Origin of the sequence: Acrocarpospora phusangensis, assembly GCF_016862995.1 — a bacterium.
GTDB classification, from domain to species: domain Bacteria; phylum Actinomycetota; class Actinomycetes; order Streptosporangiales; family Streptosporangiaceae; genus Acrocarpospora; species Acrocarpospora phusangensis.
The window spans coordinates 140,880-156,185 of sequence record NZ_BOOA01000004.1 but is presented as its reverse complement, the minus strand read 5'-3'; the positions used below and the strand labels follow the sequence as shown (position 1 = coordinate 156,185).

The window sequence follows — 15,306 nt, the reverse complement described above, 5'->3', positions numbered from 1 at the left end:
TTCAAAAGTGAAACGAGTCGCTCGCCCGGTGCCTGGGCGAGCGACTCGTTCACTTCACGGCTTTACTTCACGGCGAGGGTGCGGACCTTCTTGGTGAAGACCCAGCCCTTGATGCCGAGCTCCTTCAGGCGCTGCCGGTCCAAGTCGCCGGCGCCGGTCGGCACGTCGTACGCGATGGCGCCGACCTCGCCGTACTGGTAACCGCGGACGTTCTTCTTGAGGCGGAAGCGCACGGAGAGCGTGTCGCTCTCGTCCACCTCGAGGATGTGCGGGGTCCAGCACCAGAACTCACGGCCGGCCCAGTCGCACTCGGTGCCCTCGGGACCGCTCCAGTACAGCTTCTTCTTGGTGTCGACGCCCTTGGGCAGGGTGCCGCCGATCCAGTAGTAGTCCGCGGCGTGCGGGCCGGTGTTGGTGGCCCGGAACGAGTACTTGACCCAGCCGCCGGCCTTGGCCTTCTTGGTGTACTTCACGTTGGAGATCTTGAAGACCGAGAACGGGTCGTCGGCCTTGGCCGCCGCCGGCGCGGTCGCGAACAGGGCCGCGCCCACGACGGGAGCGAGCACGAAACTTGCGATCTTGACGATCGGGTGAGGCATGAGGATGTCTCCAGGGAGGACGAAGGGGGGGTCAGAAATGCCCCCAAAATCAACCGGAAAGCTTTTTATCAGTCTTTGACGCAAAACGTAAACAACTTTTGCTTTCGATTCGTATCGTCCCTCAGCCCACTTGGAGCGGTCTTGTCACCGACTAGAGCAGCAGGTGGACGTCCCCGAACTCGTGCCACAGGTATCCCTCGGCCAGCGCCTCCGCGTACGACGCCGCCACCAGGTCGGCCCCGGCGACCGCCGAGAGCATCATCAGGTGGCTGCTGCGCGGCTCGTGCAGGCCGGTGACCAGCCCGTCCACCGCGCGTACGCCTTCGGCCGGCGTGACGATGTGGGAGGTCCAGCCGGAGACCGCCCGGACCGGTCCGTCCAGGGCCGCCGTCTCCAGGGCGCGGACCACCGTGGTGCCGACCGCGATCACCCGGCCGCCGGACGCGCGGGTCAGGTTGACGAGGCGCGCGGTCCGCTCGGGGATGGCGAAGCGTTCGGGATACGGGGGTTCGTCCTTCTCCGGGGAGGCGACTCCGGTGTGCAGCGTGATCGGGGCCACCGTGATGCCCCGGGAGACCAGGCCCGTGACCAGCGCCGCGGTGAACGGGCGGCCCGCGCTGGGCATCTCCGCGCTGCCCGGTTCGACCGCGAACACGGTCTGGTAGTGCTCCAGCGGCCAGTCCTGCTCGACGTAGGAGTAGCGGATCGGGGTGCCGTACCTGGCCAGGTAGGCGGGCACGTCGCGGTCGAGGCGGGCGCGCCACAGGCGGGAGGTCTCGGCGGCGATCAGGCGCAGGGTGGCCCGGCCGGGCAGCGGCAGCCACTCGCCGGGGGCGCCACCCGCGTAGGGCTCGGTGGCGGCAGGCGTACGGCGGCGCAGTTCCACCAGCCACTCGCCGGACGGGAGTTCGGTGGAGAAGTGCACGGCCAGCCGGTCCAGCCGGACGGCGGCCGGCAGCGTCGCGGAGTTGTTGACCACCAGCAGGTCGCCCGGCGTGAGGATGGAGGGCAGGTCGGTGAACGTGTGGTGGGTGATCTCGCCGGTGTCCCGGCGCGAGACCATCAGCCGGACGGCGTCCCTGGCCAGGCCGCGCGCCTCCGGCGGCTCGTGCGCCTCCCGTACCGGCGGGAGGGCGAAGTCGATGCTCATGCCAGGCCGTCCCGGGTGAACCGGCCGCTGGCCGGGCGGCGTTCGAGCAGCGTGACCAGGGCGGGCGCGACCGCCTCCGGTTCGTCGGCGGTGGCGGCCTCCTCCGCGCCGATCGCGTCGGCGAGCATCCCGGTCCGCATCTCGCCCGGGTCCACCCACCAGACCGCCACGTCCGGCTCCTCGGCGGCCAGCACGTGCGACAGCTGCTCCAGGGCCGCCTTGCTCGCGCCGTAACCGCCCCAGCCCTCGTACGCCTCCACGGCCGCGTCCGAGGAGATGTTGATGATCGCGCCCTTCCGTTCCCGCAGCGCGGGCAGGGTCGCCTGGATCAACCCCAGCGGCGCGAGCACGTTCGACTCCAGCACCTCCCGCAGCCCGTCCACGGGATAGTCGGCCAGCACCGGCAACGGCACGGGCCCCAGCCCGCTCGCGTTGTTCACCAGCAGATCCAGTTCCGGTACGGCTCGCGCCAGCCGCTCCCGGTGCGCCGCGTCGGTGACGTCGCCGGGGATGGCGGTCGCGCCCAGTTCCGCGGCGGCGGCGTGCAGGTCCGCCGCGCCGCGCGCGGTCAGCGTGAGCGACCAGCCCTCGGCGGCCAGCGCCCGGGCCAGAGCGAGGCCGAGCCCACGCGACGCGCCGGTGATCAGTGCGTGCTTCATGTCACACCCTCCTGGGAGTTCCTGGGAGCTTTCACGCTAGGAATCCGGGGATTCGCGCACATCGGGCGGAAGGTCCGGCGGCCGGGGGCTCATCGGCCTAGGCCGTACGGCCGAGGAGAATGGCCGAGGAGAATGTCGGTGCGGCGGCCTAGGGTGAGGGCATGGCGGGAGTGGACTCGGGGGAGCGGGACGCGGTGTTGCACGCCGTGAGCTCGGCCGTGCTCGCGGTGACCCGGCATCTGTCGGCCCGGGAGGTGCTCCAGGTGATCGTCCGCTCGGCCAGCCGGCTGCTGGACGCGCGGTATGCGGCGCTGGGGGTGCCCGACGACCAGGGGGCGTTCGCGCAGTTCGTGGCCGAGGGGATCTCCGACGAGCAGTGGGAGGCCATCGGCCCGACGCCGCGGCAGCACGGCATGCTCGGCGCGATGCTGCGCGAGGGCGCGCCGGTGCGGCTGCCCGACCTGAGACGCGACCCGCGCTTCGAGTGGTGGCCGAAGGCGCATCCGGTGCTGAAGGACTTCCTCGGGGTGCCGATCCTGGACGGGGACCAGGTTCTCGGGATCATCTTCCTGGCCAACAAGCGCACTCCCGGCGGCTTCACCGCCGCCGACGAGGAACTGCTCACCCTGTTCGCCGCGCACGCCGCGATCGCCCTCATCAACGCCCGGCTGTACGAGCGGAGCCGCGAGCTCACCGTCGTCGAGGAACGCACCCGGATGGCGCAGGAGCTGCACGACGCCGTCACCCAGAAGCTGTTCTCGCTCCGGCTGACCGCCCGCGCGGCCGCGGCGCTGCTGGAGTCCGATCCGAAGCGGGCGGCCCGCGAACTGGACCTGGTCCAGCGGCTGGCCGGGGAGGCCCTCGCCGAACTGCGCGCGGTCATCGTCGAGCTGCGGCCCGCCGAGCTGGACCGTCACGGCCTGGTGGAGACCCTGCGCAAACACGTGGCCCTGCTGGATCGGCTGCATCCGGTCCAGATCTCCTTCGCCGCCGAGGGCGAGCTGCCGGAGGACCTGTCCCCGGCCGCGGAGGTGGCCGTGCTCCGGGTCGCCCAGGAGGCCCTGCACAACGCGCTCCGGCACGCCGGCTCCTGCGTGATCACCGTCGCGCTCACCCGCGCGGATTCCCGGCTCACCTTGGAGATCTCCGACGACGGCAAGGGCTTCGACCTGGTCGACAGCGAGTCCCGCGGCCTCGGGCTGGCCTCCATGCGCGACCGCGCCGAGTCCGCGTGCGGCTCCCTCGACATCACCCCGAACCCGTCGGGCGGCACGGCGGTGCGGCTGGTGGTGCCGGTATGAGCGACGTCATCTCCTTCGATGTGACCCCTGAACCGTGGGGCTGGACGGCGGTGCGGCTGGTGGTGCCGGTATGAGCGACGTCATCCGCGTGCTGATCGCCGACGACCATCCGATCGTGCGTCAGGGTCTGCGGACGTTCCTGGAGGTCCAGGGCGACATCGAGGTGGTAGGCGAGGCCGCGGACGGCGAGGAGGCCGTGGCCCTGGCGGCGTCGCTCGATCCCGACGTGCTCCTGCTGGACCTGAAGATGCCCCGGCTGGACGGCCTCGGCGCGCTACGGGACCTGGCTTCCCGGGATCTGAAGGTGCGCGCCATCGTGCTCACCTCGGTCAGCGACCGCGCGGACGTGGCTCCGGCCATGCGCGCCGGGGCCGCCGGCTTCCTCTACAAGGACGTGGACCCGGCCGCCCTGGTCCGCGCCATCCGCACGGTCCACGGCGGCCAGGTCCTGCTGGCTCCCGAGGCCGCCGACGCCATGCTCGACGGCCCGCGGCCCGACCCTCCCGCGACCCCGGTCCTGCTGACCGACCGCGAACGCGAGGTTCTCTGCCTCATCGCCGCCGGCCGGTCCAACCGGGAGATCGCCCGCGAACTCCACGTCGCCGAGAAGACCGTCAAGACCCACGTCTCCAACGTCCTCATGAAACTGGGCGTCCAGGACCGAACCCAGGCCGCCCTCTACGCGGTCCGCCATGGACTGGCCTGATTGCGCCTCGTTGTCGGCGGGTGTGAGCTATTAACGAGAAAGTCGTGATCCGGACAGCCGTCGCGGAGAACCGCCTGGTCAGGGGGCGTGCGGCTGTCTATGGGACGGGTTTCTCGTTAATACGACCTCGTTAATCCGCTGTTCGCGAGGACGGTGGCCGGGGTGGGCGTGTCCGGGTAGCCGTGCTCGTGAGAGCGGACGGCCGGGTGGGAGGGGCTGGATTCCCCGGTTCAGGGCTGGGGGTCAGGTGCCCTTCTTGCGGTTGCGGTCGGGGGTGCGGCTGGGGGTGGGCTTGGGGGGCGGGGGCACGTAGACGCGGGAGCCGGGGGCGACGATCTTGGTCTTGACGGTTCTGGTGGTGATCCAGCCGTCGATGCCGAGCTCCTTGAGCTGGCGCTTGTCCAGGTTCTCCGCGCCGGTGGGGACGTCGTAGGTGATGGCGCCGAGCTTGGCCGTGGCGGTGCCCCGGGTGCCCTTCAGCAGGGTGACCTGGATGGTCAGCCAGGTGGTGTCGGTCTGGTTCTCCGCCGGGTTGGGGTAGAGGATCGGCGGCGGCCAGCACCAGAACTCGCGGCCCTCCCAGAGGCAGTCGGTGCCCTTCGGGCCGCCCCATTTGAGCTTGCTCACGATGCCCTTGGGCAGGATGCCGCCGATGTAGTAGTAGTCGGCGCTGTGCGGGCCGACATTGGTGATCTGGAAGCTGTATGTGATCTTGCTACCCGCCTTGGCCTTCTTCGGGTAGCTCACGTGGTGGATCTTGAAGTTGGCGTAGGGCTCGCGCTTCCCCGCGGCGGCCGCGGACGTCTTCGCGGCGGTGACGGCGGCGGTGGCAGTCGTGGTGGCAGTCGTGGTGGCGGCCGTCTTGGCGGTGGCGGGCGTCGCGGCGAGCGGAACTAAGAAGGCGAGCCCTGCGAGCATGCCGGCAGTGCGGCGCATGGAGTCTCCGTTGGATGAGTCATGGTAATCCCCGTATATCCGATGATTATCACTTTGGAATGAGGAAGGCGATCTTCTCTCACTACAATCTTGGTGGTAAATTTCGAGATTCGGGATGATGGGGGAAGCCCGACGTGGCGTACACACAACCACTCCGTCCCGAAGATCCGACCTCGCTGGGGGCCTACCGCCTGGTCGGACGGCTGGGCGAGGGCGCGCAGGGCGTGGTGTACGCGGGGACCGCCCCCGACGGCGCCGCGGTGGCGATCAAACTGCTCCGGGCCCGGATCGGCGAACGCAGCGCGGACGACGCCGACGGATTCATCCGGGAGGTGGAGGCCGCCCGGCGGGTCGCCCAGTTCTGCACCGCCCGGGTGCTCGGCGCGCACATGGACGGCGACCACCCGTACATCGTGAGCGAGTTGGTCGAGGGGGTCTCGCTCCAGCGGATCGTGCAGGACGAGGGGCCGCGCCGGGACGGCGCGCTGTACCGGCTGGCGGTGGGGACGATCACCGCGTTGGCCGCCATCCACCGGGCCGGGATCGTGCACCGCGACTTCAAGCCGAGCAACGTGCTGCTCGGGCCCGACGGGCCGCGGGTGATCGATTTCGGTATCTCGCGGGCGCTGGACTCCTCGATGACGCTGTCCAGCGGGGTGGTGGGCACGCCCGCGTACATGTCGCCCGAGCAGATCGGCGCGCAGCGGGTGGGGCCGCCGTCGGACATGTTCAGCTGGGCCGTCACCATGATCTTCGCGGCGACCGGCCGGCCCGCGTTCGGGTTCGACAGCCTGCCCGCCGTGATCTACCGGGTGATCAACGAGGAGCCCGACGTCTCGGGGCTGCCCGACACGCTGCGCCCGCTGGTGCAGGCCTGCCTGGCCAAGCAGCCGGACGACCGGCCGAGCGCCGCCGAGGCCCTGTTCAAGCTGCTCGACCAGCAGGGCGAGGACCTCGAACGTTCGATGACGGCGGGCCTCCAACTGGCCGCGCCCCCGCCCGCCGCGCCGACCCCGTTCGCGTCGCCGTCGTACGTGCCGGAGGAGGGGGACCATTCGGTCACCGTCAACCACCGGCGGCCCGACCCGGTGTTCTTCCCGGACGAAGATCCGCCGCGGAAGAACCACTCCAGGCTGGTGGCGGGCGGTCTCGCGGTGGTCCTGGCGCTGGCCGCCACCGCGCTGTTCGTCGTCCCGTCCGTGTTCTCCGGCGACGACCCCGCGGTGGAGCCGCAGGGCGTCGAGGTCACCTCCTCCGCCGTCGCCCTCCCACAGCCGAACGAGCCGGCCCCGACGCCCACGCCGACGCCCACACCGACCCCCGTCGCGACGCCGACGCCGCCGCCCGCGGTGGGCAAGGAGATCGGCAAGGCGCTCTCCGGCCACCGGGGCGCGGTCTACTCCGTGGCCGCCACGACCGTCGGCGGCACCCCCGTCCTGGTCTCCACCGGCCTGGACCGCCAGGTACGCCTCTGGAACGCCGACAGCCACAAATCCATCGGCAAACCCATGACCGGCCACTTCGACGAGGTGTACGCGGTGGCCGCCGCCAACGTGGACGGGCGCGCCCTGGCGGTCACCGGCAGCCGCGACGGCACCGTACGGGTCTGGGACCTCAAGAAGCGCAAGGCGGTCGGCGGCCCGATGCGGGGCCACTCCGACGCGGTCTACGCGGTCGCCGTAGGCAAGGTCGGCTCCAGGTGGGTGGCGGTCTCCGGCGGCGCCGACGGCCGTATCCGCATGTGGGACCTGAAGAAGCGCAAGCCCATCGGCCGCGCCATCGCCGCGCACAAGAACGTGATCAACTGGTTGACCCTCGGCAAGCGGGACGGCAAGAGCGTCATCATCTCGGCCAGCGAGGACCGTACCCTCCGGATGTGGAGCGCCGCCACCCGCAAACGCGTCGGCGCGACCTTCCGTGCGCACAAGAAGCCGGTCTACTCGGTGACGGCGGGCGTGGTGGACGGCCGGGATGTGATCGCCTCCGGCGGTGAGGACAACAAGATCAGGATTTGGGACGCCAAGACGGGCAAGGCCGTCGGCAAGACCCTCACCGGGCACAAGGACAACGTCTACTCGCTCTCCTTCGGGGTGGTGAGCGGGCATCCGGTCCTGGTGTCCGGCAGCACCGACGGCACGATCCGGCTGTGGGACCTGGAGACGTACCGGGCGCTCGGCAAGGCGATCAAGGCGCACAAGGGCGGCGTGCTCTCCGTGGACCTGGTCGAACTCGACGGCGAGCACGTCATCGTGTCCGCCGGCAAGGACCGCCGTCTCAAGGTCTGGGCGGTCAGGGAGTCCTGAGCTCCACGATCGCGTGGTGGGCCGCGACCCTGGCCCGCCGTACGGCGCGGTCGAGGTCGCGCAGGGCCTGACCGCGGGCGGTGAGCTGCCCGGAGGTGAGGCCGCGTTCCTCGGCGAGGCGCAGCGCGAGCGCGAGCCGGGAGGCCAGCGCGCCCAGCCGGTGCGCCCTGCCGGGGTAGCCGGGGGCGAGGGCCTCGTCGGCGCCGTCCAGCGAGGGGAAACCCTGCGCGGGGCCGTCCACGCCGACCAGCGCGTCGGTGGCCGAGCGCATGGTGAGCGTGAGCGCGTGCTCGGCCTCGGCCAGCTGCGGGATGTCCGCGTCGTTGGGGGCGGCGGGCATGGCCGTCCACCGGACGCCCGCGTAGGAGGAGCCGCGCCGGTCGGCGGCCGGCACCAGCCCGAGCCGCCGGCCGGCCAGGACGGCGATCGCCGCCTGCCCGGCGTCCAGCGCCGCGCGGGTGAACGGCGGCGGCCCGGTCAGCCCCAGCGGGTCGCCGGGCGCGGGCAGCGCCAGCCGGAACGAGGTCAGCCCGTCCGCGCGCAGGTCCGCCAGGAACCCGCGCAGCGGCACGTCGGTGACTTCCGCCACAGTGAGGTCGGCGGGCGCGGAAAGTTCGGGGTGATGCCCCGCTTCGGTGGCTGGGGACGCGTCCACGGGGACGGCCACGAGCTGCGGGCCCGCGGCGCGTTCGACCCGGTCCACGGCCTCGTCCAGCCCGACGTGCCCGGTCAGCCAGGCATTGGCCCAGGCGACGAGGGTGGGTGAGATCGGTGAATCGGTGCGCACCCGATCCACGATATGCGCTCGTCCTGCAATAGGTTTTGCTAGAGCTGGTTCGATCGGGAGGGGGACCGTCGTGGGCGGTCAGGTGCTTCGGCTGCAGGACGTGGCCGTCCGGAGAGACGGGGCGGCGCTCTTGCGCGGCATCGACTGGGCGGTGCGTGAGGACGAACGCTGGGTGGTGATCGGCCCCAACGGCGCGGGCAAGACGACGTTGCTGCAGGTCGCGGCGGCGTTGTTGTTCCCCACCGAAGGCTCGGTGGAGATCCTCGGCGAGCGTCTGGGCCAGACCGACGTGTTCGAGCTGCGGCCCAGGATCGGGCTGGCCAGTTCGGCGCTGGCCGAGAAGGTGCCGCCGGAGGAGAAGGTCATCGACCTCGTGCTGACCGCCTCGTACGCGATTCTCGGCCGCTGGACGGAGGAGTACGACTCCAACGACGTCACCCGCGCGGTCGAACTGATCGACCAGCTGGGCTGCGCGCACCTGATCCGGCGCCGGTTCGGCACGCTGTCGGAGGGGGAGCGCAAACGCGTACAGATCGCTCGTGCGCTCATGCCGGACCCTGAACTGCTGCTGCTGGACGAGCCCGCCGCCGGTCTCGACGTGGCCGCCCGCGAGGACCTGGTCCGGCGGCTGTCCGCGCTGGCCCTTGACTCGCGCTCGCCCACGATGGTGCTGGTCACCCACCACGTGGAGGAGGTGCCCGCTGGCTTCACCCACGGGATGCTGCTGCGGCACGGCTCGGTCGTGGCGCAGGGGCCGCTGGAGCAGGTCATGACCACCGACAATCTGTCCAAGACGTTCGGCGTGCCGCTCAGCCTGGACCGCGGCGACAATGGCCGGTGGTATGCGCGGCCTTTTTGATATGTCGGCTTAATCCACACGAATCAGCAAAACCAAATAGCATTCCAGCCGGGGTCAAAAGACTGGAGTGGAGCATGGTTGAGCTCATCGCCGCCCTGATCGTGGTTGGTGTCGCTGGCTTCGCTTTGGCCAGGACGATCAGAATCGTCCCGCAGGCCACCTCCAGGATCGTGGAGCGGTTCGGCCGCTACCACCGCACCCTCAACGCCGGTCTCAACATCGTGGTGCCGTTCATCGACCGGATCAAGGTCGAGGTGGACCTCCGCGAGCAGGTCGTCACATTCCCCCCGCAGCCGGTGATCACCTCGGACAACCTGGTCGTGTCCATCGACACGGTCATCTATTTCCAGGTCACCGACCCGAAGGCGGCCACGTACGAGATCGCGAGCTTCATCGTCGCGGTGGAGCAGCTGACGGTGACGACGCTGCGGAACGTCGTGGGCGGCATGGACCTGGAGCGTACGCTCACCTCGCGCGAGGAGATCAACACCGAACTGCGCGGGGTGCTGGACGACGCCACCGGCAAATGGGGCATCCGCGTCAACCGCGTCGAGCTCAAGGCGATCGACCCGCCGGCCTCCATCCAGGATTCGATGGAGAAGCAGATGCGCGCCGACCGGGACAAGCGCGCCGCCATCCTCACCGCCGAGGGCAACAAGCAGTCGGCCATCCTCACCGCGCAGGGCGAACGCGAAGCGGCTGTGCTCAAGGCCCGCGGCGAGGCCGAGGCGGTCGTGCTGCGCGCCCAGGCGGACGCCGAGGCCAAGGCGATGCGCGCCAAAGGTGAGGCGGACGCCATCGCGATGGTCTTCAAGGCCATCCACGACGGCGCGCCCGACGACCGCCTGCTCGCTTACCAGTACCTGAAGACCCTCCCCGAGATCGCCAGGGGCGACGCCAACAAGCTCTGGATCGTCCCCTCGGAGATGGGCCGGGCGCTGGAGAACCTGGGCGGGCTGTTCAACCAGAGAGATCAGCCGTCACGGGACGGGGAGATCGGCCGCATCGCCGGCCCGCCCGCGCCGCCCGTGCCTTCGCGGGACCCGGAGCTCGGGCGCGCCTCCAGCCCGGCCGCGCTCCCCGGAGAGCCGTCCCAGGGTTCCTAATCAATGAGAAAGTTGTGATCTGGACAGAATCGCCTGGTCAGGGCCATACGGCTGTCTATGGGACGGTTTTCTCGTCAATGAGCCGGGGCGGGGCCGTCGTCCACCGGGTGCTCGACCAGGGCGAGAATGCGGTTGGACATGAAACGGGCGGTACGGACAGGGGTTCCGTTCCTGGTGACTTCGCTGACTTCGACGATGCCGCGGCCGGTGGTCACCTCGACGCGACGGCCGGCCTTGGTGGCGACGACTTCGTAGGTGCGCGGGGTGCCTCCCGCATCGATCACGATTTCTACTCGATCCCCTTTCACACCAGAGTCATACCCACATTCGAGCATTTGTACGCATTTTTTAGGATGTGAGGAGCTTAACGATCGCGGTGACGCCCACCACCACGATCAGCACCCGCAGGACCACGGCGGGCAGTTTCCGCCCGACCCGGGCGCCCACGAAGCCCCCCAGCGCGGACCCGACCGCGATCAGCGCCACCGCCGCCCAGTCGACCTGGGCGATGACGATGAAGAGCAGCGCCGCCGCGGTGTTGACCAGCAGTGAGAGCAGGTTCTTGGCCGCGTTGATCCGCTGGATCCCCTCGTCCAGGAAGACCCCCAGCAGCCCGATCAGCACGACTCCCTGCGCCGCGCCGAAGTAGCCGCCGTACATGCCGGCCCCGAACACGCCCAGCCAGAGCCACGGACCGCCGTGCGGGTGCGTGTGCGGCCGCCGCTCGGCCAGCCAGACGTTGAGCTTCGGCTGCGCCACCACCAGCACGCACGCCACCGCGATGAGCACCGGCACGATCACCTGGAACGCCTGCTCCGGCAGCCGGAGCAGCAGCAATCCCCCGACCAGCGCCCCGGCCACCGACCCGGCCCCGAGCCGCAGCAGCCGGGCCCGCTGCCCGCGCAACTCGGCCCGGTAGCCCAGTACGCCGGTGACGCCGCCGGGAACCAGTCCGACGTTGTTCGACACGTTCGCCACGATCGGCGGATAACCCACCGCCAGCAGCGTCGGGAACGTGATCAACGATCCCGACCCGACCACGGCGTTGATCCCACCGGCCGCGACTCCCGCCGCGAAAACCGCGAGCGCCTCAAGGGGCGTCACAAAATTCTCGTCCCGCTACACACAAACCTGGACTATGCCATCCTCCCGGAGGCGGGTTCGCAGGCAGGGCTGGGGAGAGGTCGCCGGGCCGTGCACGACGGACCCGTCGCTGAGCCGGAAAACGCTGCCGTGCCAGGGGCAGATGACGCAGGGATTGCCGCCCTCGATGGCGAGCCGGCCCTGATGGAGCGGACCGGCCAGATGCGAGCAGCCGTCGGCGAGCACGTGCACGGTCTCCTTCAGCCGCAGCACGAAGAGGTCGATGTAGCCGAGGCGGCGGATGACCGGACGGCCGTGCGGCAGGCTCTGCAGGGAGCAGAGGTCGTGCCAGCCGGTGGGCACCAGGTGGGTGACCGATTCGGCGTGATTGGCCCCCGCGGCCTGGCGGTAGGCCAGATGCCCGCCCAGATACCCCGCCAGCCCGGCCGCCCCCAGGCCCGCGAAGGCCATGGCCCGGCCGGAACGCCCGGTGACCCGCAGGAAAAGGGATCCGGAGTAGAGGCAGAGCGCCGTCAGGTTGGCGAGCCCGTGGACGAAGCCGACCCGCTGCTGCTCGCGGTGGAGGGTGGACCAGTCGGTCACGCCCGCCATCGCCGTGGGCAGCGCCGTCACCAGCCCGGCCGCCAGCAGTCGCCGCGCCGCGCGCGGATTCGCCGAGGTCAGGTCCAGGACGGACGTGCTGATCAGGGACCCCAGTGTGAACGTGGCCAGCGCCGGGTGGAGCGGATGCCCGATCGGCACCCCGTGGAGCAGATCCCGCAGCTTCCCCGGCCTGATCCTGGCCCGTACGGCCTTCGCGAGCCCTCTGATCGGCGGGTCGAGCCGGCGGGTGTGCTCCAGCCGGTCCAGGGTGTCCCCGGGCGGTGCGAGCAGCGTGAACCGGTTTGACCGGCGTGGTTCGGTCGATTTATCCATCGATTTCACCCCCTGACCGACGTACCCCCACGTCCAGGGCACGAACATCAGGGCTGGAGGTGCCCCCGCGCCACGGAGGTCTCCACCAGGTCCGTCGCGAAGGCGCCCAGCCTCGGGGAGCCGTCCGTGATGAGCGCGACCTTCTCCAGGACCTGCCGCGCCGTCACCCTGTACAGCGCCCAGGTGCCGCCCTCGTTGTGGTGGTTGGCCATCATCGGCGCCAGCCGGTCCAGCGCCTTCGCGAACCGCGCCTCAGGCGTCTCACGGGCCTCGAACTCCTCCCAGAGCGCACGGAACTCACGCGCCTGCTCCTCCGGCAGCAGCCCGAAGAGGCGTTCGGCCGCCGCGATCTCGGCCGCCGCCTGCGCCTCCACCGCGACCACGTCGTAGATGAAGGTGTCGCCCGCGTCGATCTCCACGATGTCGTGCACGAGCAGCATGCGGACCACCCGGCCCAGGTCCACGCCGGGCTCGGCGTGCTCGGCCAGGACCAGGGCCAGCATGGCCAGGTACCAGGAGTGCTCGGCGTCGTTCTCCCGCCGGGAGCCGTCCATGAGCAGGTTGCGCCGCAGCACGCGCTTGAGCTTGTCGATCTCCAGGATGAACGCGATCTGGGCGTGCAGGCGGTCCTCGTGGTGCGCGGTGGTCACCTGCGCAAGCCTAAACCGCCGTGATCACGCCCGGTGGCCGGGGTTAGGAGATCATGGCGTCGTCAGCACCACCGGGACACCGTTGAAGACGGCGTTGCCGGAGAGCGGGTCGATCACGTCCTCGTCGGTGAGCACGTTGACGTTCAGGCCCGCGTTCTTGGCCGCGACCGCCTGTGAGCTGCCCTCATGGCCCCAGCCGTGGGGCAGGCTGACCACCCCCGGCATGATCGTGTCGGTCGGCTCCAGCGGCACGGTCAGCGTGCCCTTGGCCGAGCGCACCACCGCCTCCCGGCCGAGCCCCAGCCGGGCCACGTCGGCCGGGTTGATCTGTAACGTGCAGCGGTTGGTGCCGCCGACCAGCGGGCCCACGTTGTGCAGCCAGCTGTTGTTGGAGCGCAGGTGCCGCCGTCCGATGAGCAGGAACTCGGGGGTGTCGGCGGTGAGGCGGGCGCGGAGCCGTACCAGGTCGGACAGGATCTGGGCGGGGGCGAGTTCGACGCGGCCGGAGGCGGTCGCCAGGTTGCCCGGCAGGCGGGGCTCCAGCGGGCCCAGGTCGAGGCCGTGCGGGTTGTCCAGGAGTTTGCGCAGGGACAGGTCCCCGCCGCCGGACCACTCACCGTACGGGCCGAGGCGGAGCATGGCGTCGAGCCGCTGCTCCGCGCCCGAGGAGCCGTCCAGCGCGGCCCGCCGCTCGGCGGGATCGCCGGTGTCGCGGAGCAGGCCGTCCAGGATCAGCTCGTCCAGCAGGGCCGGGTCGGCGTCCGCGCCCTGCCCGGAGGCGATCATCGCGAGCCGGGCCAGGATCTCGGTCTCGGGCGGCGCGCCGTCCGAGGGCAACGCCGGAGGCGAGTACCTGGCGTAGTTGCGCACCGCGAAGCCCAGCAGCGCGAAGTCGAAATGCCCGGCGTTGAGGATGCGCGGCGGCGGCAGGATCACATGCGCGTGCTTCGTCGTCTCGTTCAGGTACGGATCGACGCTCACCATGAACTCCAGCCCGCGGAACGCCCGGTCCAGCCGGGCCCCGTTGGGCGCCGACAGCACCGGATTCCCGGCGATCGTGATCAGCGCCCGGACCTGCCCCTCGCCCGGCGTCTCGATCTCCTCGGCCAGCGCCGCCACCGGCAGCTCCCCGTTGGCCTCCGGCAGCCCCCGCACCCGGCTGTGCCACCGCCCCGTCGCGTACGGCTTACGCCGCCGCGCCCCCTCGGTCGCCGGCCGCGGGAACATGGCCCCGCCCGGCCGGTCCAGGTTGCCGGTGAGCACGTTGAGCACGTCCACCAGCCACTGGGTGAGGGTGCCGAACTCGGCCGTGCAGGTGCCGATCCGGCCGTACACGGCGGCGGCCGGGGCGGCGGCGAGCTCGCGCGCGAGCCGTACGATCACGTCGGCGGGCACCCCGCACGCCTGGGCGGCCGTCTCGGGGGTGAAGTCCCGTAGTGCCTCCGCGACCTCGGCCAGGCCGTTGACCGGCACGTCCACGGTGACCAGGTCCTCGGCGAAGAGCGTGTGGGCGATGCCGGCGAGCAGGTAGGCGTCGGTGCCGGGCCGGACGAAGACGTGCTCGTCGGCCAGGTCGGCGGTACGGGTCCGGCGCGGGTCGACGACGACCAGGCGCCCGCCGCGCTTCCTGATGGCCTTCAGCCGGCCGGGGAAGTCGGGCGCGGTGCAGAGCGAGCCGTTGGACTCCAGCGGGTTGGCGCCCAGCATGAGCAGGTAACCGGTGCGGTCCAGGTCGGGCACCGGGATGGTCAGCGGGTGGCCGAACATGAGCCCGCAGGAGACGTGTTTGGGCATCTGGTCGGCGGTGCTGGCGGAGAAGACGCTGCGGGTGCCGAGGCTGCGGATGACGGCGCCGCCGTACAGGGCGCCGGCCATGGTGTGGGCGCTCGGGTTGCCCAGGTAGACGGCCCGGGCGGGGCCGGGTACGGCGGCCAGGCCGCGCTCGACGGCGGCGAACGCCTCCGGCCAGGAGACCTCCCGCCACTGGTCGCCGTCCCGGACGAGCGGGGCGCGCAGGCGGTCGGGGTCCTCGTCCAGGCGGCCCAGCGAGGCGCCCTTCGGGCAGATGAAGCCCTTGCTGAACGGGTCTTCGCGGTCGCCGCGCACGTCGGTGACGTGGCCGGCGTCATCCAGGGTGATCGTGAGGCCGCAGACGGCCTCGCAGAGCGGGCAGGTGCGGAAGACGGTGCTCATGTGCGCTCCTCCGTGGAAGGTCGGAAGCCCCAGAACGG

15 protein-coding genes are annotated in these 15,306 nt (G+C 70.9%); 5 read left to right on the top strand and 10 right to left on the bottom strand.

All coding sequences use genetic code 11. From position 1 onward, the window contains the following. Window positions 1-62: 62 nt before the first annotated feature. From Aph01nite_RS03940 to Aph01nite_RS03930, 3 genes are all read right to left on the bottom strand, one after another. Window positions 63-599, bottom strand: coding sequence for a DUF11 domain-containing protein (locus Aph01nite_RS03940; RefSeq protein ID WP_204039325.1), 537 nt, complete (start codon window positions 597-599; stop codon window positions 63-65). Between the two features lie 151 nt (window positions 600-750). Further along, on the bottom strand, window positions 751-1,749 hold the full coding sequence (locus Aph01nite_RS03935; RefSeq protein ID WP_204039324.1) for an S-adenosylmethionine:tRNA ribosyltransferase-isomerase: 999 nt from the start codon (window positions 1,747-1,749) through the stop codon (window positions 751-753). Beyond that, complete coding sequence (locus tag Aph01nite_RS03930) at window positions 1,746-2,408, bottom strand: SDR family NAD(P)-dependent oxidoreductase (RefSeq protein WP_204039323.1); 663 nt, start codon at window positions 2,406-2,408, stop codon at window positions 1,746-1,748. Before Aph01nite_RS03930 ends, Aph01nite_RS03935 begins: the two co-directional genes overlap by 4 nt. Before the next feature lie 161 nt (window positions 2,409-2,569). Between Aph01nite_RS03930 and Aph01nite_RS03925 the strand changes: the two genes are divergently transcribed. After that, window positions 2,570-3,709, top strand: coding sequence for a GAF domain-containing sensor histidine kinase (locus Aph01nite_RS03925; RefSeq protein WP_204039322.1), 1,140 nt, complete (start codon window positions 2,570-2,572; stop codon window positions 3,707-3,709). 70 nt (window positions 3,710-3,779) lie between these two features. Further along, complete coding sequence (locus Aph01nite_RS03920) at window positions 3,780-4,415, top strand: response regulator (RefSeq protein ID WP_204039321.1); 636 nt, start codon at window positions 3,780-3,782, stop codon at window positions 4,413-4,415. Between the two features lie 243 nt (window positions 4,416-4,658). On the opposite strand, the gene Aph01nite_RS03915 is transcribed toward Aph01nite_RS03920, so the two are convergent. Beyond that, window positions 4,659-5,351: a hypothetical protein gene (locus Aph01nite_RS03915; RefSeq protein WP_204039320.1), complete on the bottom strand. Its 693-nt coding sequence runs from the start codon at window positions 5,349-5,351 to the stop codon at window positions 4,659-4,661. A 134-nt stretch (window positions 5,352-5,485) separates the two neighbouring features. Here Aph01nite_RS03915 and Aph01nite_RS03910 point away from each other — a divergent pair, with 134 nt between their 5' ends. Then, entirely contained in the window at window positions 5,486-7,654 is a 2,169-nt protein-coding gene (locus Aph01nite_RS03910) for a WD40 repeat domain-containing serine/threonine protein kinase (RefSeq protein ID WP_204039319.1), read from the top strand. On the opposite strand, the gene Aph01nite_RS03905 is transcribed toward Aph01nite_RS03910, so the two are convergent. After that, window positions 7,641-8,441, bottom strand: a complete 801-nt coding sequence (locus Aph01nite_RS03905) for an Rv1486c family protein (RefSeq protein ID WP_204039318.1) — start codon at window positions 8,439-8,441, stop codon at window positions 7,641-7,643. The genes Aph01nite_RS03910 and Aph01nite_RS03905 overlap by 14 nt on opposite strands. A gap of 70 nt (window positions 8,442-8,511) precedes the next feature. Between Aph01nite_RS03905 and Aph01nite_RS03900 the strand changes: the two genes are divergently transcribed. Together Aph01nite_RS03900 and Aph01nite_RS03895 are read left to right on the top strand one after the other, a co-directional pair. After that, a complete protein-coding gene (locus Aph01nite_RS03900; protein ID WP_204039317.1) occupies window positions 8,512-9,300 on the top strand; it encodes an ABC transporter ATP-binding protein in 789 nt (262 codons plus the stop codon). A 74-nt stretch (window positions 9,301-9,374) separates the two neighbouring features. Beyond that, entirely contained in the window at window positions 9,375-10,406 is a 1,032-nt protein-coding gene (locus Aph01nite_RS03895) for an SPFH domain-containing protein (protein WP_204039316.1), read from the top strand. A gap of 74 nt (window positions 10,407-10,480) precedes the next feature. On the opposite strand, the gene Aph01nite_RS03890 is transcribed toward Aph01nite_RS03895, so the two are convergent. The 5 genes from Aph01nite_RS03890 to Aph01nite_RS03870 all read right to left on the bottom strand — a co-directional run bounded on the left by Aph01nite_RS03890 (window position 10,481) and on the right by Aph01nite_RS03870 (window position 15,268). Then, window positions 10,481-10,690: a DUF8836 family protein gene (locus Aph01nite_RS03890; protein ID WP_239161379.1), complete on the bottom strand. Its 210-nt coding sequence runs from the start codon at window positions 10,688-10,690 to the stop codon at window positions 10,481-10,483. Window positions 10,691-10,754: 64 nt separating this feature from the next. After that, the gene (locus Aph01nite_RS03885; protein WP_204039314.1) at window positions 10,755-11,510 is read right to left on the bottom strand and encodes a sulfite exporter TauE/SafE family protein; all 756 of its coding nucleotides are present in this window, start codon (window positions 11,508-11,510) and stop codon (window positions 10,755-10,757) included. Between the two features lie 15 nt (window positions 11,511-11,525). Then, on the bottom strand, window positions 11,526-12,425 hold the full coding sequence (locus Aph01nite_RS03880; protein WP_204039313.1) for a Rieske (2Fe-2S) protein: 900 nt from the start codon (window positions 12,423-12,425) through the stop codon (window positions 11,526-11,528). A gap of 47 nt (window positions 12,426-12,472) precedes the next feature. Next, window positions 12,473-13,075 carry an HD domain-containing protein gene (locus Aph01nite_RS03875; RefSeq protein ID WP_204039312.1) on the bottom strand — a complete coding sequence of 201 codons (603 nt, stop codon included), beginning with the start codon at window positions 13,073-13,075 and terminating at the stop codon, window positions 12,473-12,475. A 51-nt stretch (window positions 13,076-13,126) separates the two neighbouring features. After that, a complete protein-coding gene (locus Aph01nite_RS03870; protein WP_204039311.1) occupies window positions 13,127-15,268 on the bottom strand; it encodes a molybdopterin-dependent oxidoreductase in 2,142 nt (713 codons plus the stop codon). Between the last annotated feature and the right edge of the window lie 38 nt (window positions 15,269-15,306).